Raw genomic sequence first — 22290 nt, 5'->3', positions numbered from 1 at the left:
AAAACACGAAATTACAACATTTAAGTAACAAAACAGCATCTAATATGGCGATATTCATAATTAATGATTTATTATCTGGGGTATGATCGTTTTTTGTTGATCTTCTTCACAGATTATAGCCATTTCATGGATAGAATAACTCTACCTTCAACTGACACAGCAAGCGGTAAAGGTAAATGGAAAATAATAACCGCTTAATGCCTCATATAAGGCGGACAACCCATATCATGAAGTTTGCCCATCGTAATAGTTTTGACTTTCATTTCTTTAATGCCCGCTAGTCTTCTGACTAAAGGGCACCCCAACGTACAGGTCTCCCTGACTTTAAGCATTACAGGTTAATACCTGTATTCCTCGGTGCTCATATACTGCTAACCCTTTTAAACTCTAAATAATTCGAGTCGCAGCACTTGCAACTTGAGGTATGACGAGTATAGCCAGTTACCGGGCTGGTCTGGGTTATTGCATCTGCAAAAAGCAAACTACTGATTTATTTATCAGCGGTGGAGCTTTGCTTTTTTTCCGACGTGATCGATTTCTCCTTTGAGAAATTGAGGACCTGCTATTACCTGAAATAAAGAGATGAATAAAATGTCAGAATTAAAAATTGCCGTTAGCCGTTCTTGCCCGGATTGTTTTTCCACTCATCGTGCATGCGTGAATATTGACGAAAGTAATTATATTGACGTTGCCGCCATTATTTTATCAGTCAATGATGTTGAACGTGGAAAACTCGATAAAATAGACGCTACTGGCTATGGCATTCCTGTTTTTATTGCAACGGAAAATGAAGAACGTGTACCAGCAGAATATCTGCCACGTATTTCTGGTGTCTTCGAGCATTGCGAATCACGGAAAGAGTTTTATGGACGTCAGTTAGAAACCGCTGCTAGCCATTATGAAACGCAACTGCGCCCGCCCTTCTTCCGCGCACTGGTCGATTATGTCAATCAGGGCAATAGCGCTTTTGACTGCCCGGGTCATCAGGGAGGTGAGTTTTTCCGTCGTCATCCGGCAGGGAATCAGTTCGTGGAGTACTTCGGAGAAACGCTGTTCCGTTCCGACTTATGCAACGCAGACGTAGCAATGGGCGATCTGCTGATTCACGAAGGCGCGCCATGCATTGCACAGCAACATGCGGCAAAAGTGTTTAATGCCGATAAAACATACTTCGTTCTAAATGGCACTTCATCTTCTAACAAAGTGGTTTTAAACGCCCTGCTAACACCGGGTGATCTGGTGCTGTTTGATCGCAATAACCACAAATCTAACCACCACGGAGCGTTGCTACAGGCTGGTGCAACACCGGTTTATCTGGAAACGGCACGTAACCCGTATGGCTTTATCGGTGGCATTGATGCGCACTGTTTTGAAGAAAGTTACCTGCGTGAGCTGATCGCGGAAGTCGCACCGCAGCGGGCAAAAGAGGCTCGTCCTTTCCGCCTCGCTGTGATTCAGTTAGGCACCTACGACGGTACGATTTATAACGCCCGCCAGGTGGTGGATAAAATTGGTCATCTGTGTGACTACATTCTGTTTGACTCCGCATGGGTTGGCTATGAGCAATTTATCCCGATGATGGCTGACTGTTCGCCGCTGTTGCTGGATCTTAATGAGAACGATCCGGGTATTCTAGTTACGCAATCCGTACATAAACAGCAGGCTGGTTTTTCTCAAACTTCACAAATCCATAAAAAAGACAGCCACATCAAAGGGCAACAGCGTTATGTACCGCACAAACGCATGAACAACGCCTTTATGATGCACGCCTCCACCAGCCCGTTCTATCCGCTGTTTGCCGCACTGGATATCAACGCCAAAATGCATGAAGGTGTCAGCGGTCGTAATATGTGGATGGATTGTGTGGTAAATGGCATTAATGCCCGCAAACTGATCCTCGATAACTGTCAGCATATTCGTCCGTTCGTACCTGAACTGGTGGATGGTAAACCCTGGCAGTCGTATGAAACAGCGCAAATTGCGGTTGATCTGCGCTTCTTCCAGTTTGTACCAGGGGAACACTGGCATTCTTTTGAAGGCTATGCAGAGAATCAATACTTTGTCGATCCTTGCAAACTGTTGCTGACAACCCCAGGTATTGATGCACGTAACGGCGAATATGAAGCGTTCGGTGTACCCGCGACGATTCTTGCTAACTTCCTGCGCGAAAATGGCGTAGTGCCGGAAAAATGCGATCTTAACGCCATCCTCTTCCTGCTGACTCCGGCAGAAGATATGGCCAAACTTCAGCAACTTGTGCCCTGCTGGTACGCTTCGAAAAACTGCTTGAGTCCGACGCGCCATTAGCAGAAGTGCTGCCTTCCATCTACAAACAGCATGAAGAGCGCTACGCCGGTTATACCCTGCGTCAGTTGTGCCAGGAAATGCATGATTTGTATGCCCGCCACAACGTGAAACAACTGCAAAAAGAGATGTTCCGCAAAGCGCACTTCCCACACGTCAGCATGAATCCGCAAGAAGCCAACTACGCCTATTTACGCGGTGAAGTGGAGCTGGTTCGTCTACCGGATGCCGAAGGTCGTATCGCTGCCGAAGGGGCGCTTCCTTATCCTCCGGGTGTGCTGTGTGTTGTTCCGGGTGAAATCTGGGGTGGTGCTGTTTTGCGTTACTTCAGCGCTCTGGAAGAAGGGATCAACCTGCTGCCAGGTTTTGCACCGGAGCTGCAGGGTGTCTATATCGAAGAACATGATGGTCGTAAGCAAGTTTGGTGCTATGTCATCAAGCCTCGTGATGCGCAAAGCACCCTGTTGAAAGGGGAAAAATTATGAGTCAGGCTAAATCGAACAAAATGGGCGTCGTTCAGTTAACCATACTGACGATGGTCAACATGATGGGCTCCGGTATCATCATGCTGCCGACAAAGCTTGCCGAAGTTGGGACAATTTCAATTATCTCCTGGCTGGTGACAGCCGTAGGCTCAATGGCACTGGCATGGGCATTCGCAAAATGCGGTATGTTCAGCCGTAAATCAGGTGGTATGGGCGGTTATGCCGAGTATGCTTTCGGTAAATCCGGTAACTTTATTGCGAACTATACCTACGGCGTCTCACTGCTGATTGCTAACGTCGCGATTGCTATTTCGGCGGTTGGTTACGGCACCGAACTGCTCGGCGCGAGTTTGTCGCCAGTGCAGATTGGTCTTGCGACCATCGGGGTGCTGTGGATTTGTACCGTGGCTAACTTTGGTGGTGCGCGCATTACCGGGCAAATCAGTAGCATTACCGTGTGGGGGGGCATTATTCCGGTGGTAGGCCTGTGCATTATCGGCTGGTTCTGGTTTAGCCCGACGCTTTACGTTGATTCCTGGAATCCGCATCATGCACCGTTCTTCAGTGCAGTAGGTTCTTCCATCGCTATGACGCTGTGGGCTTTTCTTGGTCTGGAGTCTGCGTGTGCGAATACTGATGTAGTGGAAAACCCGGAACGTAATGTGCCAATCGCGGTACTCGGCGGTACGTTAGGTGCGGCGGTGATTTATATCGTCTCCACCAACGTGATTGCAGGGATTGTGCCTAATATGGAGCTGGCAAATTCAACGGCACCATTTGGCCTGGCCTTCGCACAGATGTTTACACCAGAAGTGGGTAAAGTCATTATGGCGCTGATGGTGATGTCCTGCTGCGGTTCGCTGCTTGGCTGGCAGTTCACCATTGCCCAGGTGTTTAAATCTTCATCTGATGAAGGCTACTTCCCTAAAATTTTCTCCCGTGTAACCAAAGTGGATGCACCGGTGCAGGGAATGTTGACCATTGTGATTATCCAGAGCGGGTTGGCGCTGATGACGATTAGCCCGTCGCTAAACAGTCAGTTCAACGTGCTGGTTAACCTGGCCGTGGTGACCAATATCATTCCGTATATTCTGTCAATGGCGGCATTAGTCATTATTCAGAAGGTCGCTAATGTGCCCCCCTCAAAAGCGAAAGTTGCAAACTTTGTTGCTTTTGTTGGCGCGATGTATAGCTTTTATGCGCTGTACTCATCCGGGGAAGAAGCCATGCTGTACGGTTCCATCGTGACCTTCCTTGGTTGGACACTGTATGGTCTGGTATCACCACGCTTTGAACTGAAAAATAAACACGGTTAAAAAAGCAAAGTAAAAAAGGGCGATCTTGCGACCGCTCTTTTTTTATTAAATGTGTTTACGCGTTTTTCAGAACTTCGCTAACAATCTCAACCGCTTCTTTCTCAATCTGCTTGCGATGTTCTTCACCGAGGAAGCTTTCGCAGTAGATCTTATATGCGTCTTCCGTGCCTGACGGACGCGCGGCGAACCAGCCGTTGTCAGTCATCACTTTCAGACCGCCAATAGAAGCACCGTTGCCCGGAGCAGCAGTCAGGCGCGCGGTGATCGGGTCACCTGCCAGGGTGCTGGCGCTCACCATTTCCGGAGACAGCTTAGACAGCGCCGCTTTTTGTGCGGAAGTCGCAGCTGCCTGCAAACGGTTGTAGCTCGGCGCACCAAAGCGTTTTGCCAGTTCGTTGTAGTGTTCCTGCGGGTTCTTACCGGTGACAGCGGTGATTTCCGCCGCCAGCAGACACATAATGATGCCGTCTTTGTCGGTGGACCACGGCGTGCCGTCGAAACGCAGGAAGGAAGCCCCTGCGCTCTCTTCGCCGCCAAAGCCGAAGCTGCCGTCGAACAGACCATCAACAAACCATTTGAAACCTACCGGTACTTCTACCAGCTTACGGCCCAAGTCATTGACCACACGGTCGATCATCGCAGAAGAAACCAGCGTTTTACCGACAGCAACATCTTTGCCCCACTGCGGACGATGCTGGAACAGGTAGTTGATCGCCACCGCCAGGTAGTGGTTCGGATTCATCAAACCTGCCGGAGTGACGATACCGTGACGGTCATAATCCGGGTCGTTAGCAAACGCCAGATCGAACTTATCACGCAGTGCCAGCAGACCCGCCATCGCACACTCGGAGGAGCAGTCCATACGGATCGCACCGTCTTTATCGAGGTGCATAAAGCGGAAGGTTTGATCGACCTGATCGTTAACGATGGTCAGGTTGAGGTTGTAATACTCGCCAATGCGCTTCCAGTATTCGATACCGGAACCGCCCAACGGATCAACGCCCAGCGTCAGGCCCGCTTTCTGAATCGCCGCCATATCAACGATATCGGCCAGCCCTTCCACGAACGGCTGCACCAGATCCTGCTCTTTCACATAGCCGGATGCCATCGCTTCGTCGAGGGAGATACGCTTCACGCCTTTCAGGCCATCGGCCATCAGTGCGTTGGCCTTGTCTTCCACCACTTTGGTGACGTTAGTATCAGCCGGGCCACCATTTGGCGGATTGTACTTGATACCACCATCTTCCGGCGGGTTATGGGACGGTGTAATCACGATACCGTCTGCCAGCGGGCCACCTTTTTTATTGTGAACCAGGATGGCATTGGAAACGGCAGGCGTCGGAGTGAAGCCATTGTTTTCCTGCACAATGACATCAACGCCGTTCGCTGCCAGCACTTCCAGTACGGAAATGAACGCAGGCTCGGACAGGGCGTGAGTATCTTTACCCACATAGCAAGGGCCAGTGATGCCGTTTTTCGCACGTTCTTCAGCAATTGCCTGAGCGATCGCCAGAATGTGCGGCTCGTTAAAACTGTGGCGCGCTGCACTGCCACGGTGACCGGAAGTACCGAATTTCACCGCGTGCTCCGCATTCCCTGCTTCTGGTTTCAGTACATAATATTGCGCCGTCAGTTGGGCGACGTTAATCAAATCACTCTGTTGTGCAGGTTGGCCTGCACGATTGTGGATTGCCATTGCTTTGTCCTTTGTCTGCAACGTTTTAGATAGTTCCGCAAACCTTCTCAATCAATTCCGCCGGGAATTGCATCGACTGCATGATGTGTTCGATCATGCTGCATTTACGGCCGGTGTTGGTGTTGGTGATCACCCAATACGGCGTGCCTGGCACATGTTTCGGCTTGGTCTGATTACCATTTTTCAGCAGCGTTTGTTCATCTGCCGCAAAGTACACGCGTGTACGACCGTGCAACGATTCCGTTGCTTCGGCAAACGCCTGGGCGTCAAGAGAATATAGTGTAGACAACAGCAGCATAAAGCGATTGACCGCTCGCTTTTGCTCTGCGTATTCGTCCGAAAGCAGAAGTTCACGCATTGCGCGAACCTTGTCTTTAATCGTTTTGACCGGCTTCGCTTCGACGATAGCAGGTGACGCAACGCGAACCTCTTTCGTCACCGGAGCAGCAGGCTGTGATGCGGCGGAAAATTTCAACATACGCCGTAAAATGTCGGATGCGCTCTCGCCGATATGCTTAGTGTGGCTGGCAATATAGCTGTAGAGTTCATCATCAACTTCAATCGTTTTCATCTTAATCCAGTGCAGTGTCTTAGCTGAATACAAGTCGCCAAGAGTATATGAATAAATCCCGGCAGCGGATAGCGTCAAGCCTGGCTTGCAGAAAAACTCGGAATAAACCTTATTTGTTGCAGCCCTGTGGCACAATGGTCAACATAATACCCTAACCCGACAACGCGAAAAAAAGAACTTTGCCATGAAATTAAATATCCGCGCGCAAACTGCACAAAACCAGCACAATAATTCTCCCATCGTTCTTGTCCATGGTCTGTTTGGTAGCCTCGACAACCTTGGCGTACTGGCTCGCGATCTGGTAAACGATCACAATATCATCCAGGTTGATATGCGTAACCACGGTCTTTCACCGAGAGAGCCGGTAATGAATTACCCGGCGATGGCGCAGGATCTTGTTGATACCCTGGATGCACTGCAGATCGACAAAGCAACATTTATCGGTCACTCCATGGGCGGTAAAGCGGTAATGGCACTTACTGCACTGGCCCCCGATCGCATCGATAAACTGGTGGCGATCGATATCGCACCGGTCGACTATCACGTACGCCGTCATGATGAGATTTTCGCAGCTATCAACGCGGTCAGTGAATCGGACGCACAAACTCGCCAGCAAGCAGCAGCAATAATGCGCCAGCATCTTAATGAAGAAGGGGTGATTCAGTTTCTGTTGAAATCTTTTGTTGACGGGGAGTGGCGCTTTAACGTGCCGGTATTGTGGGATCAGTATCCGCATATTGTGGGTTGGGAGAAAATCCCGGCATGGGATCACCCTGCCCTGTTTATCCCTGGCGGCAATTCTCCGTATGTTAGCGAGCAGTACCGTGATGATTTACTGGCACAATTTCCACAGGCACGGGCGCATGTGATTGCAGGCGCGGGTCACTGGGTCCATGCTGAAAAACCGGATGCGGTATTACGCGCTATCCGTCGCTATCTCAATGATTAACGCAACTGATTAAAAACCCAGCGTCCGCGTCGCTTTCCGCGCGTGGGCGTTGGCGTGACTCATCGCGCTGATGTATTATGGCGCGCTATCCATCCGGGCAGAGGCCTGGCTGATTGTTTCCCCCGAAGTCACCAAGATCATGGCCAAAGAACAAACGGACCGTACGACATTAGATCTGTTCGCGCACGAGCGTCGACCGGGACGACCGAAAACTAATCCGCTTTCGCGCGATGAACAGCTGCGTATTAATAAACGCAACCAGCTAAAACGCGACAAAGTACGTGGCCTTAAGCGTGTCGAACTGAAGCTGAACGCGGAAGCTGTCGAGGCGCTGAACGAGCTGGCGGAATCGCGTAATATGAGCCGTAGCGAACTGATCGAAGAGATGTTAATGCAGCAACTGGCGGCGCTGCGTAGTCAGGGCATCGTTTAAATTTCCACTTTCATGTAGCACAGTGTGCAGTCCTGCTCGTTTGCTGATTCCGCAAGACTGCCTGTTCTGCTATGATTGCCTTTATCCGTGGGCAATTTTCCACCCCCATTTCAATAAGTTTCAAGAGGTTATTTCACTCATGGCTATCACTGGCATCTTTTTCGGCAGCGACACCGGTAATACCGAAAATATCGCAAAAATGATTCAAAAACAGCTTGGTAAAGACGTTGCCGATGTCCATGACATTGCAAAAAGCAGCAAAGAAGATCTGGAAGCTTACGACATTCTGCTGCTGGGCATCCCAACCTGGTATTACGGCGAAGCGCAGTGTGACTGGGATGACTTCTTCCCGACTCTCGAAGAGATTGATTTCAATGGTAAACTGGTTGCGCTGTTTGGTTGTGGTGACCAGGAAGATTACGCCGAATATTTCTGCGACGCATTGGGCACCATCCGCGACATCATTGAACCGCGCGGTGCAACCATCGTTGGTCACTGGCCAACTGCGGGCTATCATTTCGAAGCATCAAAAGGTCTGGCAGATGACGACCACTTTGTCGGTCTGGCTATCGACGAAGACCGTCAGCCGGAACTGACCGCTGAACGTGTAGAAAAATGGGTTAAACAGATTTCTGAAGAGTTGCATCTCGACGAAATTCTTAATGCCTGATGTGATGCGGCGTAGACTCATGTCTACGCCGTATTAATAGATAATGCCAATCAAAATAATTGCTACAAATTTGTAACTTTTGCTGTTGTACCTATACAATGTCCCAGTGTTCAAGTGGCCTTGCCGTTGTAAATGTAAGCTGTGCCACGTTTTTATTAACAATATTTGCCAGGGACTTGTGGTTTTCATTTAGGCGTGGCAATTCTATAATGATACGCATTATCTCAAGAGCAAATTCTGTCACTTCTTCTAATGAAGTGAACCGCTTAGTAACAGGACAGATTCCGCATGACTGATAACAATACCGCCCTAAAGAAAGCTGGCCTGAAAGTAACGCTTCCTCGTTTAAAAATCCTGGAAGTTCTTCAGGAGCCGGACAACCATCACGTCAGTGCGGAAGATTTATACAAACGTCTGATCGATATGGGTGAAGAAATTGGTCTGGCTACGGTATATCGCGTACTGAACCAGTTTGACGACGCTGGTATCGTCACCCGCCACAATTTTGAAGGCGGTAAATCCGTATTTGAACTGACACAGCAACATCACCACGATCACCTGATTTGCCTCGACTGCGGCAAGGTTATCGAATTTAGTGATGATTCCATCGAAGCGCGTCAGCGTGAAATTGCCGCAAAACATGGCATTCGCCTGACTAACCACAGTCTCTATCTTTACGGTCACTGTGCCGAAGGCGATTGCCGCGAAGATGAGCACGCGCACGAAGGCAAATAAGCCAGCCTGAACGAGAAAAGCCAACCTGCGGGTTGGCTTTTTTATACAAGGGAAATAAGAAAAGCGAGAGTTACAGCTCTCACTTATTTGTTATTACTGCGTATTTCCTGCCAGACCTTATCACAATCGGCTTTCACCGCCTGATCATTTCCGGTTTGCGTTGCACGCAGACACTGCTGATAATCCAGTACGCGTACACTTTCCTGGTCGGCAAACTGCTGATGTTGTTTCTCTTTCTTCAGCACGTTTAACACGCTCTGGCAGGCTTCAATTTTTTCTGGCGAACCTTGCGCGGTGTTGATACAGGCGCTGTATGCCTCTTTCAGACGGCTGTCTTCCTGTGGTGCGGTTGATTGCGCACAAGCTACCAGCCCCGATGCCATCATGGCGATGAGAATCAGTTTTTTCATTGAATGCGGCAGGCACAAAACCTGCCGCGTCGGGCATCAGAAGATGGTGAATGGTGCGATTACCATAAATTTCACGTCACGCTCATCCTGGAAGATGTTACCGTAACCGCCGCCCCAGCTTGGGATGTCGGAGTGGTTGTCGTATTCGGTGAAGTGCAGTTTGAACATCGTGCCTTTGGCGCGACCGTCCTGAATGGTGTAGACCGCATCCAGGCTGTAGGCAGACTCTTCAATAGTCCGGTTTTTGTCGTAGTACGCATCCGGATTGCTCTGCCAGGTCGCAGGTTTAGCATCCCATGCGTAAACGTAGGAAGCGCCGATGGCGAAGCCTGGAAGATTCCAGTTTTTCAGGTCATACATCGCACTGAAGAAGACCGCTTTTTCGCCGTTAGCGTTGAAGTCGGAACGGTTATCCCACCAGATATCCAGGCGGCCGTTGGAGGAAGCGTAGGTTGGGGTCATACGTTGCAGGAAGTATCCCTGCTGACTGTCAGCCTTAATCCAGGTGCCTTCGAGGCGCAAATCCACTACGTCAGCCGCCCGGTAACCAAAGGTCAACGCTTGCAGCCAGGCGGTGCCGTCATAAAGATCGTTGACGCTGCGATCGTCAACTTTATCGCGGGTACCATAGAACTGGTAGCTGGTGGTTAACGGGCTACCGGCGATATCAAATTTGTAGCTGGCTTTGGCAAAATATTGATCGATATACCCTTCCGCCTGACCAAATGCCGCTTCCAGTACGAAGTTATTTTTGAAGTCGTATTTCGCACCGATGGAGTGCAGATAATCAACTTTGGTGGTTTTATCGTTCTGATAAAACTCATCCATTTCCAGATGCCACGGCGCTTTGTATTCGTTGGTCCACATGTAGGAGAAACTCAAGGCACCAGCATCGCCGTAATCAAAATTCGCCCCGGCTTCCGCCCCCTGATAAGTACCCGGCATAAAGCTCCAGTGCGGCGCTAACAGCGTTTGACCGGTTGGCTGAATGTAACCTGCCCTCGCCCAAACCGGACCGTATTTAAATTTGGCCGCAGCTTTATACAGGCTTATACCGCTTTTGTCGCCGGACCAGTCTTCGTCATAGGCTTTATTACTTTTTGAAAACGCGATTTCGTTCGGGTGGGAGCTGTCGCCGTTTTCCGCCATTTCAATCGCCGTAAACGCAGCAATATCAAGGCCGAACATATCAGCAGCATAACCGGACTGAAAATCGAGGTTGGCATTCCAGGTGGAGTGAGAAAGGTTGGTTTTGTATTTGTCGCCGTCGGTAACATCTTTACGGTCGCGTTCACGCTGCCAGTAATAGATACCGCCGGTTAAGGTTGAATCGTCGATGAATCCTTCGGCGCGAGCCTCCGGCATTGCCATAAAGCCCGACATTGCTGTAACACCGGCAATAGCCAGCGCCAGCGTACTACGTTTGCCACTAAACGTACGCATGGGTTAATCCTCTTTGACGTATAAATTGCTGCACCAAAGGTGAACAGCGAAAAAAAATAAAAATTAAAAAAGTAGCGTTGAGAAAAGTCTCGCTGACTACAGGAACAGACTATTTTTCGCGACGCGAATTATCAATCTCTTTCTGTAACCAGAATGTAAGAACATGAGCAACCGCACATATTTTGATGATTTTTGTTACAAGGCTTAAGTTTGCGGTTGAAAGGCTTGCAGAAGAATAAAAACGTGAAATTCCAGCAAGATGAAAGCGGTTACATTTTATTTAATTATGTTTTGTGATTTTAAATTTATTTTATGGATAAATTGCGAAGCGGAATTAATTCGCGAAGAAAAGCAGAAAAAACGCCGCAGAGCGCGGCGTTTGGGATTGTTTGCTATTTCTTGCCGGATGCGGCGTGAACGCCTTATCCGGCCTACAAAAGCACGCAAATTCAATATATTGCAGAGATCATGTAGGCCTGATAAGCGAAGCGCATCAGGCAATTTAGCGTTTGAAATTTATTGTCTATTTATTGCCGGATGCGACGTAAATGCCTCACCCGGCTTGGTAGAACTTAAAATTACTCGCCTACTTTCGCCCAGGTATCACGCAGCCCAACGGTGCGGTTAAATACCGGTTTTTCGGCCGTGGAATGGCGGCTGTCGAGGCAGAAGTAACCTTCACGCTCAAACTGGAATGCTTTACCCGCAACCGCATCTTTCAGCGACGGTTCAGCAAAGCCCTGTTTGATCACCAGCGATTCCGGGTTAATCACCGACAGGAAATCATCCGCAGCACCTGGGTTAGGCACGCTGAACAGACGATCATACAAACGGATTTCAACCGGCAGCGCATGTGCCGCGCTCACCCAGTGAATAACACCTTTGACTTTACGACCATCTGCCGGATCTTTGCTTAAGGTGTCGGCGTCATAAGTACAGAAGATGGTGGTGATATTACCTTCGGCATCTTTCTCCACGCGTTCAGCCTTAATGACGTAAGCATTACGCAGACGCACTTCTTTACCCAGCACCAGACGTTTGTACTGCTTGTTAGCTTCTTCGCGGAAATCGGCGCGATCGATCCAAATTTCACCGCTAAACGGCACCTGACGGCTCCCCATTTCCGGTTTGTTCGGATGGTTCGGCATGGTGACCATTTCGCCTTCGCCCTGATAGTTTTCGATAACCAGTTTCACCGGATCGATAACCGCCATTGCGCGCGGCGCATTTTCGTTGAGATCTTCACGGATGCAGGATTCCAGCGACGCCATCTCAATGGTGTTGTCCTGCTTGGTCACGCCGATGCGTTTGCAGAACTCACGAATAGAAGCCGCAGTGTAACCACGACGACGCAGACCGGAAATGGTCGGCATACGCGGGTCATCCCAGCCTTCAACGTGCTTGTCGGTCACCAGCAGGTTCAGCTTACGCTTGGACATCACAGTGTATTCCAGATTCAGGCGCGAGAATTCGTACTGGCGCGGATGAACAGGAATGGTGATGTTATCCAGTACCCAGTCGTACAGACGACGGTTGTCCTGGAACTCAAGCGTACACAGAGAGTGCGTAATACCTTCCAGCGCATCGCTGATGCAATGGGTGAAGTCGTACATCGGGTAGATGCACCACTTGTTGCCAGTCTGGTGGTGTTCAGCAAATTTAATGCGGTACAGCACCGGATCGCGCATTACGATAAATGGCGACGCCATGTCGATTTTCGCACGCAGGCAGGCTTTACCTTCTTCAAAACCACCGGCACGCATTTTTTCGAACAGCGCCAAGTTCTCTTCAACGCTGCGGTCGCGGTACGGGCTGTTTTTACCCGGCTGCGTCAGGGTACCGCGGTATTCGCGGATCTGTTCCGGTGTCAGTTCATCAACGTACGCCAGGCCTTTATTGATCAGTTCGATCGCATAGGCGTGGAGCTGATCAAAATAATCGGAGGAGTAACGGACGTTACCAGACCAGTGAAAACCTAACCACTCTACGTCGTTTTTGATCGAATCGACATACTCGATATCTTCTTTTACCGGGTTAGTGTCGTCGAAACGCAGGTTGCACTGGCCTTTATAGTCCTGGGCGATCCCGAAGTTCAGGCAGATAGATTTCGCATGGCCAATATGCAGATAGCCATTCGGCTCCGGCGGGAAACGGGTGTGTACTGTGATGTGCTTACCACTGGCCAGATCTTCATCGATGATCTGACGGATAAAGTTAGTCGGGCGGGCTTCTGCCTCACTCATCGTGGATTCCTCAAAGCGTAAACAACGTATAACGGCGTATGATCTTATAAGCGGGACAGGCTGACAACTGTTAGTTTTTTAAAATTGATAATCTAACAAGGATTATGGGGATGATTGATGAAAAAAAAAGCGGCAGAGAAGATCTCCACCGCTTGTCATTGTTGGATGCGACGCTGCCGTGTCGCATCAGGCATAAAGCAGATTACTTTTTGATTTCATACAGCGGTGTTTGACCCGCCACAACATGGCCCTGAGCTTTAATGAGCAAGCCACTGAAATCGTCGATATTGCTGCAAACCACCGGGCTAATCATCGAGCGGGCGTTAGCGTTCAGGTAATCCAGATCCATTTCCAGAATCGGTTGCCCTGCGCTTACCTGCGCACCCTCTTCCACCAGACGTTTAAAGCCTTTACCTTCCAGCGCTACGGTGTCGATACCCATATGGACGACGATCTCCGCGCCTTTTTCGGTTTCCAGGCAGAACGCGTGGTTGGTGTTGAAGATTTTCACGATTGTCCCTGCGGCTGGTGATACGACGATTTTATCTGTCGGTTTCACCGCCACACCGTCACCCACCGCTTTGCTGGCGAATGCTTCGTCAGGAACCTGATCCAGTGCCACGACATCACCGGTAATCGGCGATACCAGCTCCGCGATAGATACCGCGTTTGGTACAGCCTGCGGTTTTGCTACAGGCGCGGCAGTTGCCGGAGTTGCTTCAGCTGACGCAGCGGCTACCGGACCACGGGCAACGACTTTCTTCATCGCATCGCCGATGGATTCTGCTTTCGCGCCAACAATCACCTGAATAGTCTGTTTGTTCAGTTTCACTACACCAGAAGCACCCAGACGTTTACACATCGTATCGTTGACGCGGGCAGAGTCAGCCACGGTCAGGCGCAGACGGGTAATACAGGCATCAATCGCTTTCAGGTTGTCAGTACCGCCAACCGCAGCAATATAGTTGGTTGCCAGTTGAGTCAGACCTTCTTCAGTATTGCTGTTGGCTTCTTCAGTAACGATCTCGTCTTCTTTATCTTCACGACCCGGCGTTTTCAGGTTGAACATGCGGATAACCAAACTGAACACCACGAAGTAGATAGCGAAGAAGATAACGCCCATCACCAGCAGCATCCAGACGTTCTGGCTGGCGGCAGGCAGGTTATACATCAACGCGTAGTCGATAGCACCCGCAGAGAAAGAGAAGCCGGCATGGATACCCAGCAGCGTTGCCACAAACAGGCTGATACCGGTCAGCAGTGCGTGCAGGAGGTACAGCAGCGGCGCAAGGAACATGAACAGGAATTCCAGCGGCTCAGTCACACCGGTCAGGAACGCAGTAACAGCAACAGAAAGCAGCATCCCGCCAACCATCGGACGACGCTCTTTCGGTGCTGCGAAGTACATCGCCAGCGCCGCACCCGGCAGACCGAACATCATGATCGGGAAGAAGCCGGACATGAACATCCCCGCGGTGCCGTCACCAGCGTAGAAACGGTTGATGTCGCCGTGGAAAACCGTACCCGCCGCGTTGGTGAATTCACCAATCTGGAACCAGGCGATGGTGTTCAGCACCTGATGCAGACCGGTTGGGATCAGCAGACGGTTGATGAAACCAAAGATACCGGAACCCAGCGCGCCCGCAGAAACGATCCACTCGCCGCCTGCATGGATAGCGTGCTGTACCGGCGGCCAGACGTAACCAAAAATGGCCGCCAGCACCAGACAGAAGAAGCCGGTGGCGATCGGCACAAAGCGTTTGCCGCCGAAGAAGCTCAGGAAGTCCGGCAGTTTAATATCGGACCAACGGTTATAGGCTGCGCCACCAACCAGACCGGTAATGATACCCGCCAGTACACCCATGTTAATTTCTGGGTTGATGGTCACCATCGCTTTGGTTAACACAAAGTAACCTACCGCACCCGCCAGCGCCGCCGCACCTGCGCTGTCTTTCGACCAGCTGGATGCCACACCGATGGCGAAGATTAATGCGAGGTTATCAAAAATTGCACCGCCCGCCTGGGCAATAAACGCAACGTTAAGTAAATCTGGCTGACCGAATCGCAGCAACAGCGCCGCCACCGGCAGCACCGCGATAGGGAGCTGTAACGCCCTACCGAGTCGCTGGAAAAAACCTAAAATATTCATCTTATTCCCCCTACGAGAACCCTATTTGGCTCGTTTAAAGCCGTATTTTTATTTTGCTGCAAATTTTACTGCCGATGTTCTGTAATCAGATTGTTAGATCATCTGCTACAGAGTGTGTGAAAATTTAATTCGCATCGCAAATTAAACGCGTGTCTTTTGTGAGTTTTGTCACCAAATATCGTTATCATCACTCCCTTTTACTGGCTAAACCAGAAAACTTATTTTATCATTCAAAAAATCAAGTCGGATTGACGCCTGTCTGCGCAAATCCAGGTTACGCTTAAAGATGTCTAATCCGCCAACGGCTTACATTTTACTTATTGAGGTGAATAATGAGACTGATCCCCCTGACTACCGCTGAACAGGTCGGCAAATGGGCTGCTCGCCATATCGTCAATCGTATCAATGCGTTCAAACCAACTGCCGATCGTCCGTTTGTACTGGGCCTGCCGACTGGCGGCACGCCGATGACCACCTATAAAGCGTTAGTCGAAATGCATAAAGCAGGCCAGGTCAGCTTTAAGCACGTTGTCACCTTCAACATGGACGAATATGTCGGTCTGCCGAAAGAGCATCCGGAAAGCTACTACAGCTTTATGCACCGTAATTTCTTCGATCACGTTGATATTCCAGCAGAAAACATCAACCTTCTCAACGGCAATGCCCCGGATATCGATGCCGAGTGCCGCCAGTATGAAGAAAAAATCCGTTCTTACGGAAAAATTCATCTGTTTATGGGCGGTGTAGGTAACGACGGTCATATTGCATTTAACGAACCGGCGTCTTCTCTGGCTTCTCGTACTCGTATCAAAACCCTGACTCATGACACTCGCGTCGCGAACTCTCGTTTCTTTGATAACGATGTCAATCAGGTGCCAAAATATGCCCTGACTGTCGGTGTTGGTACACTGCTGGATGCCGAAGAAGTGATGATTATGGTGCTGGGTAGCCAGAAAGCACTGGCGCTGCAGGCCGCCGTTGAAGGTTGCGTGAACCATATGTGGACCATCAGCTGTCTGCAACTGCATCCGAAAGCGATCATGGTGTGCGATGAACCTTCCACCATGGAGCTGAAAGTTAAGACTTTAAGATATTTCAATGAATTAGAAGCAGAAAATATCAAAGGTCTGTAATTGTTATCCCTGCCCTGGTTCCTTGCTCAGGGCAATATTTTTTAAAATCGGGGGGCAGAATGTATGCATTAACCCAGGGCCGGATCTTTACCGGCCACGAATTTCTTGATGACCACGCGGTTGTTATCGCTGATGGCCTGATTAAAAGCGTCTGTCCGGTAGCGGAACTGCCGCCAGAGATCGAACAACGTTCACTGAACGGGGCCATTCTCTCCCCCGGTTTTATCGATGTGCAGTTAAACGGCTGCGGCGGCGTACAGTTTAACGACACCGCTGAAGCGGTCAGCGTGGAAACGCTGGAAATCATGCAGAAAGCCAATGAGAAATCAGGCTGTACTAACTATCTGCCGACGCTTATCACCACCAGCGATGAGCTGATGAAACAGGGCGTGCGCGTTATGCGTGAGTACCTGGCAAAACATCCGAATCAGGCGTTAGGTCTGCATCTGGAAGGTCCGTGGCTGAATCTGGTAAAAAAAGGCACCCATAATCCGAATTTTGTGCGTAAGCCTGATGCCGCGCTGGTCGATTTCCTGTGTGAAAACGCCGACGTCATTACCAAAGTGACCCTGGCACCGGAAATGGTTCCTGCGGAAGTCATCAGCAAACTGGCAAATGCCGGGATTGTGGTTTCTGCCGGTCACTCCAACGCGACGTTGAAAGAAGCAAAAGCCGGTTTCCGCGCGGGGATTACCTTTGCCACCCATCTGTACAACGCGATGCCGTATATTACCGGTCGTGAACCGGGCCTGGCGGGCGCGATCCTCGACGAAGCTGACATTTATTGCGGTATTATCGCTGATGGCCTGCATGTTGATTACGCCAACATTCGTAACGCTAAACGCCTTAAAGGCGACAAACTGTGTCTGGTTACCGACGCCACCGCGCCAGCAGGTGCCAACATTGAACAGTTCATTTTTGCGGGTAAAACAATATACTACCGTAACGGACTTTGTGTGGATGAGAACGGTACGTTAAGCGGTTCATCCTTAACCATGATTGAAGGCGTGCGTAATCTGGTCGAACATTGCGGTATCGCACTGGATGAAGTGCTGCGTATGGCGACGCTCTATCCGGCGCGTGCGATTGACGTTGAAAAACGTCTCGGCACGCTCGCCGCAGGTAAAGTAGCCAACCTGACCGCATTCACACCTGATTTTAAAATCACCAAGACCATCGTTAACGGTAACGAGGTCGTAACTCAATAAGAGAAAGTATGACACCAGGCGGACAAGCTCAGATAGGTAATGTTGATCTCGTAAAACAGCTTAACAGCGCGGCGGTTTATCGCCTGATTGACCAGTACGGGCCAATCTCGCGGATTCAGATTGCCGAGCAAAGCCAGCTTGCCCCCGCCAGCGTAACCAAAATTACGCGTCAGCTTATCGAACGCGGGCTGATCAAAGAAGTTGATCAGCAGGCCTCCACCGGGGGCCGCCGCGCTATCTCCATCGTCACCGAAACCCGCAATTTCCACGCAATCGGCGTACGGCTTGGTCGTCATGACGCCACCATCACTCTGTTTGATCTCAGCAGCAAAGTGCTGGCAGAAGAACATTACCCGCTGCCGGAACGTACCCAGCAGACGCTGGAACATGCCCTGCTGAATGCCATTGCTCAGTTTATTGATAGCTACCAGCGCAAGCTGCGCGAGCTAATCGCCATTTCGGTGATCCTGCCAGGGCTTGTTGACCCGGACAGCGGCAAAATTCATTACATGCCGCATATTCAGGTAGAAAACTGGGGGCTGGTAGAAGCACTGGAAGAACGTTTTAAAGTGACCTGTTTCGTTGGTCACGATATCCGTAGTCTGGCGCTGGCGGAGCACTACTTCGGTGCAAGTCAGGATTGCGAAGACTCCATTCTGGTGCGTGTCCATCGCGGAACCGGGGCCGGGATTATCTCTAACGGGCGCATTTTTATTGGCCGCAACGGTAACGTCGGTGAAATTGGCCATATTCAGGTCGAACCGCTGGGTGAACGCTGCCACTGCGGCAACTTTGGCTGCCTGGAAACTATCGCCGCCAACGCTGCCATTGAACAACGGGTGTTGAATCTGTTAAAGCAGGGCTACCAGAGCCGTGTGCCACTGGACGACTGCACCATCAAAACTATCTGCAAAGCCGCGAACAAAGGCGATAGCCTGGCCTCGGAAGTGATTGAGTATGTCGGTCGTCATCTGGGTAAAACCATCGCCATTGCTATCAACTTATTTAATCCGCAAAAAATTGTTATTGCTGGTGAAATCACCGAAGCCGATAAAGTGCTGCTCCCTGCTATTGAAAGCTGCATTAATACCCAAGCGCTGAAGGCGTTTCGTACTAATCTGCCGGTGGTACGTTCTGAGCTGGATCACCGCTCGGCAATCGGCGCTTTTGCGCTGGTAAAACGCGCCATGCTCAACGGTATTTTGCTCCAGCATTTGCTGGAAAATTAATGTGCTTTTATAGTGGCGCTTATTGTTGTCAATATTCTGGGTAGTCCATGACCATTAAAAATGTAATTTGCGATATCGACGGCGTGCTGATGCACGATAACGTCGCCGTACCGGGTGCAGCGGAATTTTTGCACGGGATTATGGATAAAGGCCTGCCGCTGGTGTTGCTGACCAACTATCCTTCGCAGACTGGGCAAGATCTGGCGAACCGCTTTGCCACTGCCGGTGTCGATGTGCCGGATAGCGTGTTTTATACCTCTGCGATGGCGACCGCCGATTTCCTGCGTCGCTAGGAAGGCAAGAAAGCGTATGTGGTGGGCGAAGGCGCACTGATTCATGAACTGTACAAAGCCGGTTTCACTATTACCGATGTGAACCCTGATTTCGTGATTGTTGGCGAAACACGTTCCTACAACTGGGACATGATTCATAAAGCAGCCTATTTCGTCGCTAACGGTGCACGCTTTATCGCCACCAACCCGGACACCCACGGGCGCGGTTTTTATCCCGCTTGTGGCGCGTTGTGTGCAGGGATTGAGAAAATCTCCGGGCGCAAACCGTTCTATGTTGGTAAGCCCAGCCCGTGGATCATCCGCGCGGCATTAAACAAAATGCAGGCGCATTCGGAAGAAACAGTGATTGTCGGCGATAACCTGCGTACCGATATTCTGGCGGGCTTCCAGGCCGGTCTGGAGACGATTCTGGTGCTTTCTGGTGTTTCATCGCTCGACGATATCGACAGTATGCCGTTCCGCCCAAGCTGGATTTACCCGTCAGTCGCTGAAATCGACGTTATCTGAATACCACCCACGTCTGCGGACGTGGTTGGCTCTGATGACAAACGCCAAACTGCCTGATGCGCTACGCTTATCAGGCCTACGCAGCTCCTGCAATATATTGAATTTTCATGCTTTTGTAGGCCGGATAAGGCGTTCACGCCGCATCCGGCATGAACAAATCGCACTTTATCAGCAATTTGGCCCCCGTAAAATATAACCATTCAATAAAACCCGCTAAAAATTATCGATTCATCAATAAATACATCCTCACACCAGACCCTTTTTCACCAATCGACAATCACCATTACGTTTTTTATTTTTGCACTGCCAAATAGCTTGCGCACAGTGCTGCTTTGCGGCATTTTTTTAAACAAGCAAACACAACAAGCAACAAATACCAGGTTAACGGAGAAGGTTATGTGTTCAATTTTTGGCGTATTCGATATCAAAACAGACGCAGTTGAGCTGCGTAAGAAAGCACTCGAGCTGTCACGCCTGATGCGTCATCGTGGCCCGGACTGGTCCGGTATTTATGCCAGCGATAACGCCATTCTCGCTCACGAACGTCTGTCAATTGTTGACGTTAACGCGGGGGCGCAACCTCTCTACAACCAACAAAAAAACCACGTACTGGCGGTAAACGGTGAAATCTACAACCACCAGGCATTGCGCGCTGAATATGGCGATCGTTATCAGTTCCAGACAGGGTCTGACTGTGAAGTGATCCTCGCGCTGTATCAGGAAAAAGGGCCGGAATTTCTCGACGACTTGCAGGGCATGTTTGCCTTTGCCCTGTACGACAGCGAAAAAGATGCCTACCTGATTGGTCGCGACCATCTGGGGATCATCCCACTGTATATGGGGTATGACGAACACGGTCAGCTGTATGTGGCCTCAGAAATGAAATCGCTGGTGCCAGTTTGCCGCACGATTAAAGAGTTCCCGGCGGGGAGCTATTTGTGGAGTCAGGACGGCGAAATCCGTTCTTATTATCATCGCGACTGGTTCGACTTTGATGCAGTGAAAGATAACGTGACCGACAAAAACGAGCTGCGTCAGGCACTGGAAGATTCCGTTAAAAGCCATCTGATGTCTGATGTGCCTTACGGTGTGCTACTTTCTGGTGGTCTGGATTCCTCAATTATTTCCGCTATCACCAAGAAATACGCAGCCCGTCGCGTGGAAGATCAGGAACGCTCTGAAGCCTGGTGGCCGCAGTTACACTCCTTTGCTGTAGGTCTGCCGGGTTCACCGGATCTTAAAGCAGCCCAGGAAGTGGCAAACCATCTGGGCACGGTGCATCACGAAATTCACTTCACTGTACAGGAAGGTCTGGATGCCATCCGCGACGTGATTTACCACATCGAAACTTATGATGTGACCACTATTCGCGCTTCAACACCGATGTATTTAATGTCGCGTAAGATCAAGGCGATGGGCATTAAAATGGTGCTGTCCGGTGAAGGTTCTGATGAAGTGTTTGGCGGTTATCTTTACTTCCATAAAGCGCCCAACGTTAAAGAACTGCATGAAGAGACGGTGCGTAAACTGCTGGCCTTGCATATGTATGACTGCGCGCGCGCCAACAAAGCGATGTCAGCCTGGGGCGTGGAAGCACGCGTTCCGTTCCTCGACAAAAAATTCCTTGATGTGGCGATGCGCATTAACCCGCAGGATAAAATGTGCGGTAACGGCAAAATGGAAAAACACATCCTGCGTGAATGTTTTGAGTCATACCTGCCCGCAAGCGTGGCCTGGCGGCAGAAAGAGCAGTTCTCCGATGGCGTCGGTTACAGTTGGATCGACACCCTGAAAGAAGTGGCGGCGCAGCAGGTTTCTGATCAGCAACTGGAAACTGCCCGCTTCCGCTTCCCGTACAACACGCCGACCTCAAAAGAAGCGTATCTGTACCGCGAGATCTTTGAAGAACTGTTCCCACTTCCGAGTGCCGCTGAGTGCGTGCCGGGCGGTCCTTCCGTCGCGTGTTCTTCAGCTAAAGCGATCGAATGGGATGAAGCGTTCAAAAAAATGGACGATCCGTCTGGTCGTGCGGTTGGCGTTCACCAGTCGGCGTATAAGTAAGAAATGCGGTACTGCCCCGGAGAAATCCGGGGCTGTTTTAGTTATTGCGCTGCTTGTTGATTCTGATATGCAGTAAGGAAATGTTCCGGGTTTGCCACATCACTGTTTGACAACTCATCACTGTAGGCCAGTATTTCATAGATTAATTTCCCACCACTATTGTTGAATTCCGAATTTCATCCTGTACGACAAAAGAATGGCTGTAGGGTGGGGAAAAACACAAAGTAAACAATAATTGACGAATATAGCGCCACGCTGTTCGCAACCTAACCAAACAGTCACTTTCGAGCAATTTTCCTTGAAAAAGAGGTTGACGCTGCAAGGCTCTATACGCATAATGCGCCCCGCAACGCCGATAAGGTATCGCGAAAAAAAGATGGCTACGTAGCTCAGTTGGTTAGAGCACATCACTCATAATGATGGGGTCACAGGTTCGAATCCCGTCGTAGCCACCA

Annotated in this window: 18 protein-coding genes, 1 tRNA gene and 2 pseudogenes; 15 read left to right on the top strand and 6 right to left on the bottom strand. The window is 50.2% G+C overall.

From position 1 onward, the window contains the following. Window positions 1–63: 63 nt before the first annotated feature. The 4 genes and pseudogenes from ABZJ92_RS02060 (at window position 64) to potE (ending at window position 4105) form a co-directional block, all read left to right on the top strand. The gene (locus ABZJ92_RS02060) at window positions 64–198 is read left to right on the top strand and encodes a hypothetical protein (RefSeq protein WP_005049430.1); all 135 of its coding nucleotides are present in this window, start codon (window positions 64–66) and stop codon (window positions 196–198) included. Beyond that, window positions 177–281 carry a leader peptide SpeFL gene (gene speFL / locus ABZJ92_RS02055; protein WP_001312672.1) on the top strand — a complete coding sequence of 35 codons (105 nt, stop codon included), beginning with the start codon at window positions 177–179 and terminating at the stop codon, window positions 279–281. Before ABZJ92_RS02060 ends, speFL begins: the two co-directional genes overlap by 22 nt. Before the next feature lie 310 nt (window positions 282–591). Next, window positions 592–2789: pseudogene (gene speF / locus ABZJ92_RS02050) on the top strand (ornithine decarboxylase SpeF). Continuing rightward, on the top strand, window positions 2786–4105 hold the full coding sequence (gene potE / locus ABZJ92_RS02045) for a putrescine-ornithine antiporter (RefSeq protein WP_000075816.1): 1320 nt from the start codon (window positions 2786–2788) through the stop codon (window positions 4103–4105). The pseudogene speF and the gene potE overlap by 4 nt, the downstream one beginning before the upstream one ends. Window positions 4106–4160: 55 nt before the next feature. Here potE and pgm read toward each other — a convergent pair whose 3' ends face one another. Beyond that, window positions 4161–5801, bottom strand: a complete 1641-nt coding sequence (gene pgm, locus ABZJ92_RS02040; RefSeq protein WP_005049438.1) for a phosphoglucomutase (alpha-D-glucose-1,6-bisphosphate-dependent) — start codon at window positions 5799–5801, stop codon at window positions 4161–4163. A gap of 25 nt (window positions 5802–5826) precedes the next feature. After that, window positions 5827–6372: a replication initiation negative regulator SeqA gene (seqA, locus tag ABZJ92_RS02035; RefSeq protein ID WP_000848387.1), complete on the bottom strand. Its 546-nt coding sequence runs from the start codon at window positions 6370–6372 to the stop codon at window positions 5827–5829. Window positions 6373–6556: 184 nt separating this feature from the next. Here seqA and ybfF point away from each other — a divergent pair, with 184 nt between their 5' ends. From ybfF to fur, 5 genes are all read left to right on the top strand, one after another. Beyond that, the gene (gene ybfF, locus ABZJ92_RS02030; RefSeq protein WP_000773301.1) at window positions 6557–7321 is read left to right on the top strand and encodes an esterase; all 765 of its coding nucleotides are present in this window, start codon (window positions 6557–6559) and stop codon (window positions 7319–7321) included. Window positions 7322–7460: 139 nt separating this feature from the next. Continuing rightward, entirely contained in the window at window positions 7461–7754 is a 294-nt protein-coding gene (ybfE, locus tag ABZJ92_RS02025; RefSeq protein WP_001300829.1) for a LexA regulated protein, read from the top strand. Between the two features lie 139 nt (window positions 7755–7893). Next, window positions 7894–8424 (top strand): flavodoxin FldA, encoded by a 531-nt coding sequence (gene fldA / locus ABZJ92_RS02020; RefSeq protein ID WP_001018618.1) that lies wholly within the window; start codon window positions 7894–7896, stop codon window positions 8422–8424. 209 nt (window positions 8425–8633) lie between these two features. Next, window positions 8634–8720, top strand: a complete 87-nt coding sequence (uof, locus tag ABZJ92_RS02015; protein WP_001406816.1) for a fur leader peptide — start codon at window positions 8634–8636, stop codon at window positions 8718–8720. Further along, window positions 8713–9159, top strand: coding sequence for a ferric iron uptake transcriptional regulator (fur, locus tag ABZJ92_RS02010; RefSeq protein WP_000131702.1), 447 nt, complete (start codon window positions 8713–8715; stop codon window positions 9157–9159). Before uof ends, fur begins: the two co-directional genes overlap by 8 nt. Before the next feature lie 83 nt (window positions 9160–9242). On the opposite strand, the gene ABZJ92_RS02005 is transcribed toward fur, so the two are convergent. From ABZJ92_RS02005 to nagE, 4 genes are all read right to left on the bottom strand, one after another. Further along, on the bottom strand, window positions 9243–9569 hold the full coding sequence (locus ABZJ92_RS02005) for a ChiQ/YbfN family lipoprotein (RefSeq protein WP_000733592.1): 327 nt from the start codon (window positions 9567–9569) through the stop codon (window positions 9243–9245). A gap of 36 nt (window positions 9570–9605) precedes the next feature. Further along, window positions 9606–11012 carry a chitoporin ChiP gene (gene chiP / locus ABZJ92_RS02000; protein WP_001258826.1) on the bottom strand — a complete coding sequence of 469 codons (1407 nt, stop codon included), beginning with the start codon at window positions 11010–11012 and terminating at the stop codon, window positions 9606–9608. Between the two features lie 578 nt (window positions 11013–11590). Next, window positions 11591–13255: a glutamine--tRNA ligase gene (gene glnS, locus ABZJ92_RS01995; protein ID WP_001287126.1), complete on the bottom strand. Its 1665-nt coding sequence runs from the start codon at window positions 13253–13255 to the stop codon at window positions 11591–11593. A gap of 202 nt (window positions 13256–13457) precedes the next feature. Further along, a complete protein-coding gene (gene nagE / locus ABZJ92_RS01990; protein WP_001023095.1) occupies window positions 13458–15404 on the bottom strand; it encodes a PTS N-acetyl glucosamine transporter subunit IIABC in 1947 nt (648 codons plus the stop codon). Window positions 15405–15736: 332 nt separating this feature from the next. Here nagE and nagB point away from each other — a divergent pair, with 332 nt between their 5' ends. From nagB to ABZJ92_RS01955, 6 genes and pseudogenes are all read left to right on the top strand, one after another. Further along, window positions 15737–16537 carry a glucosamine-6-phosphate deaminase gene (gene nagB, locus ABZJ92_RS01985; RefSeq protein WP_001237076.1) on the top strand — a complete coding sequence of 267 codons (801 nt, stop codon included), beginning with the start codon at window positions 15737–15739 and terminating at the stop codon, window positions 16535–16537. A 59-nt stretch (window positions 16538–16596) separates the two neighbouring features. Continuing rightward, complete coding sequence (gene nagA, locus ABZJ92_RS01980) at window positions 16597–17745, top strand: N-acetylglucosamine-6-phosphate deacetylase (RefSeq protein WP_000271152.1); 1149 nt, start codon at window positions 16597–16599, stop codon at window positions 17743–17745. Window positions 17746–17753: 8 nt separating this feature from the next. Then, the gene (nagC, locus tag ABZJ92_RS01975; protein WP_000187594.1) at window positions 17754–18974 is read left to right on the top strand and encodes a DNA-binding transcriptional regulator NagC; all 1221 of its coding nucleotides are present in this window, start codon (window positions 17754–17756) and stop codon (window positions 18972–18974) included. Window positions 18975–19021: 47 nt separating this feature from the next. Beyond that, a pseudogene (gene nagD, locus ABZJ92_RS01970) lies at window positions 19022–19774 on the top strand (ribonucleotide monophosphatase NagD). Window positions 19775–20170: 396 nt separating this feature from the next. Continuing rightward, window positions 20171–21835: an asparagine synthase B gene (gene asnB, locus ABZJ92_RS01960; RefSeq protein ID WP_000337052.1), complete on the top strand. Its 1665-nt coding sequence runs from the start codon at window positions 20171–20173 to the stop codon at window positions 21833–21835. A gap of 378 nt (window positions 21836–22213) precedes the next feature. Next, window positions 22214–22290, top strand: a tRNA-Met gene (locus ABZJ92_RS01955).

Source organism: Shigella sp. FJ200513 (assembly GCF_040495915.1).
In the GTDB taxonomy this organism is placed as follows: domain Bacteria; phylum Pseudomonadota; class Gammaproteobacteria; order Enterobacterales; family Enterobacteriaceae; genus ECMA0423.
Note: the sequence above shows the minus strand (reverse complement) of the source record. Positions and strands in the feature narration are given on the sequence as shown.

What these genes read in the sequence shown, in the direction of transcription:
- ABZJ92_RS02060 (WP_005049430.1), top strand. Translation starts at nt 64, where the DNA reads ATGATTTATTATCTGGGGTATGATCGTTTTTTGTTGATCTTCTTCACA.
- speFL (WP_001312672.1), top strand. Translation starts at nt 177, where the DNA reads ATGGAAAATAATAACCGCTTAATGCCTCATATAAGGCGGACAACCCAT.
- potE (WP_000075816.1), top strand. Translation starts at nt 2,786, where the DNA reads ATGAGTCAGGCTAAATCGAACAAAATGGGCGTCGTTCAGTTAACCATA.
- pgm (WP_005049438.1), bottom strand. Translation starts at nt 5,801, where the DNA reads ATGGCAATCCACAATCGTGCAGGCCAACCTGCACAACAGAGTGATTTG.
- seqA (WP_000848387.1), bottom strand. Translation starts at nt 6,372, where the DNA reads ATGAAAACGATTGAAGTTGATGATGAACTCTACAGCTATATTGCCAGC.
- ybfF (WP_000773301.1), top strand. Translation starts at nt 6,557, where the DNA reads ATGAAATTAAATATCCGCGCGCAAACTGCACAAAACCAGCACAATAAT.
- ybfE (WP_001300829.1), top strand. Translation starts at nt 7,461, where the DNA reads ATGGCCAAAGAACAAACGGACCGTACGACATTAGATCTGTTCGCGCAC.
- fldA (WP_001018618.1), top strand. Translation starts at nt 7,894, where the DNA reads ATGGCTATCACTGGCATCTTTTTCGGCAGCGACACCGGTAATACCGAA.
- uof (WP_001406816.1), top strand. Translation starts at nt 8,634, where the DNA reads ATGATACGCATTATCTCAAGAGCAAATTCTGTCACTTCTTCTAATGAA.
- fur (WP_000131702.1), top strand. Translation starts at nt 8,713, where the DNA reads ATGACTGATAACAATACCGCCCTAAAGAAAGCTGGCCTGAAAGTAACG.
- ABZJ92_RS02005 (WP_000733592.1), bottom strand. Translation starts at nt 9,569, where the DNA reads ATGAAAAAACTGATTCTCATCGCCATGATGGCATCGGGGCTGGTAGCT.
- chiP (WP_001258826.1), bottom strand. Translation starts at nt 11,012, where the DNA reads ATGCGTACGTTTAGTGGCAAACGTAGTACGCTGGCGCTGGCTATTGCC.
- glnS (WP_001287126.1), bottom strand. Translation starts at nt 13,255, where the DNA reads ATGAGTGAGGCAGAAGCCCGCCCGACTAACTTTATCCGTCAGATCATC.
- nagE (WP_001023095.1), bottom strand. Translation starts at nt 15,404, where the DNA reads ATGAATATTTTAGGTTTTTTCCAGCGACTCGGTAGGGCGTTACAGCTC.
- nagB (WP_001237076.1), top strand. Translation starts at nt 15,737, where the DNA reads ATGAGACTGATCCCCCTGACTACCGCTGAACAGGTCGGCAAATGGGCT.
- nagA (WP_000271152.1), top strand. Translation starts at nt 16,597, where the DNA reads ATGTATGCATTAACCCAGGGCCGGATCTTTACCGGCCACGAATTTCTT.
- nagC (WP_000187594.1), top strand. Translation starts at nt 17,754, where the DNA reads ATGACACCAGGCGGACAAGCTCAGATAGGTAATGTTGATCTCGTAAAA.
- asnB (WP_000337052.1), top strand. Translation starts at nt 20,171, where the DNA reads ATGTGTTCAATTTTTGGCGTATTCGATATCAAAACAGACGCAGTTGAG.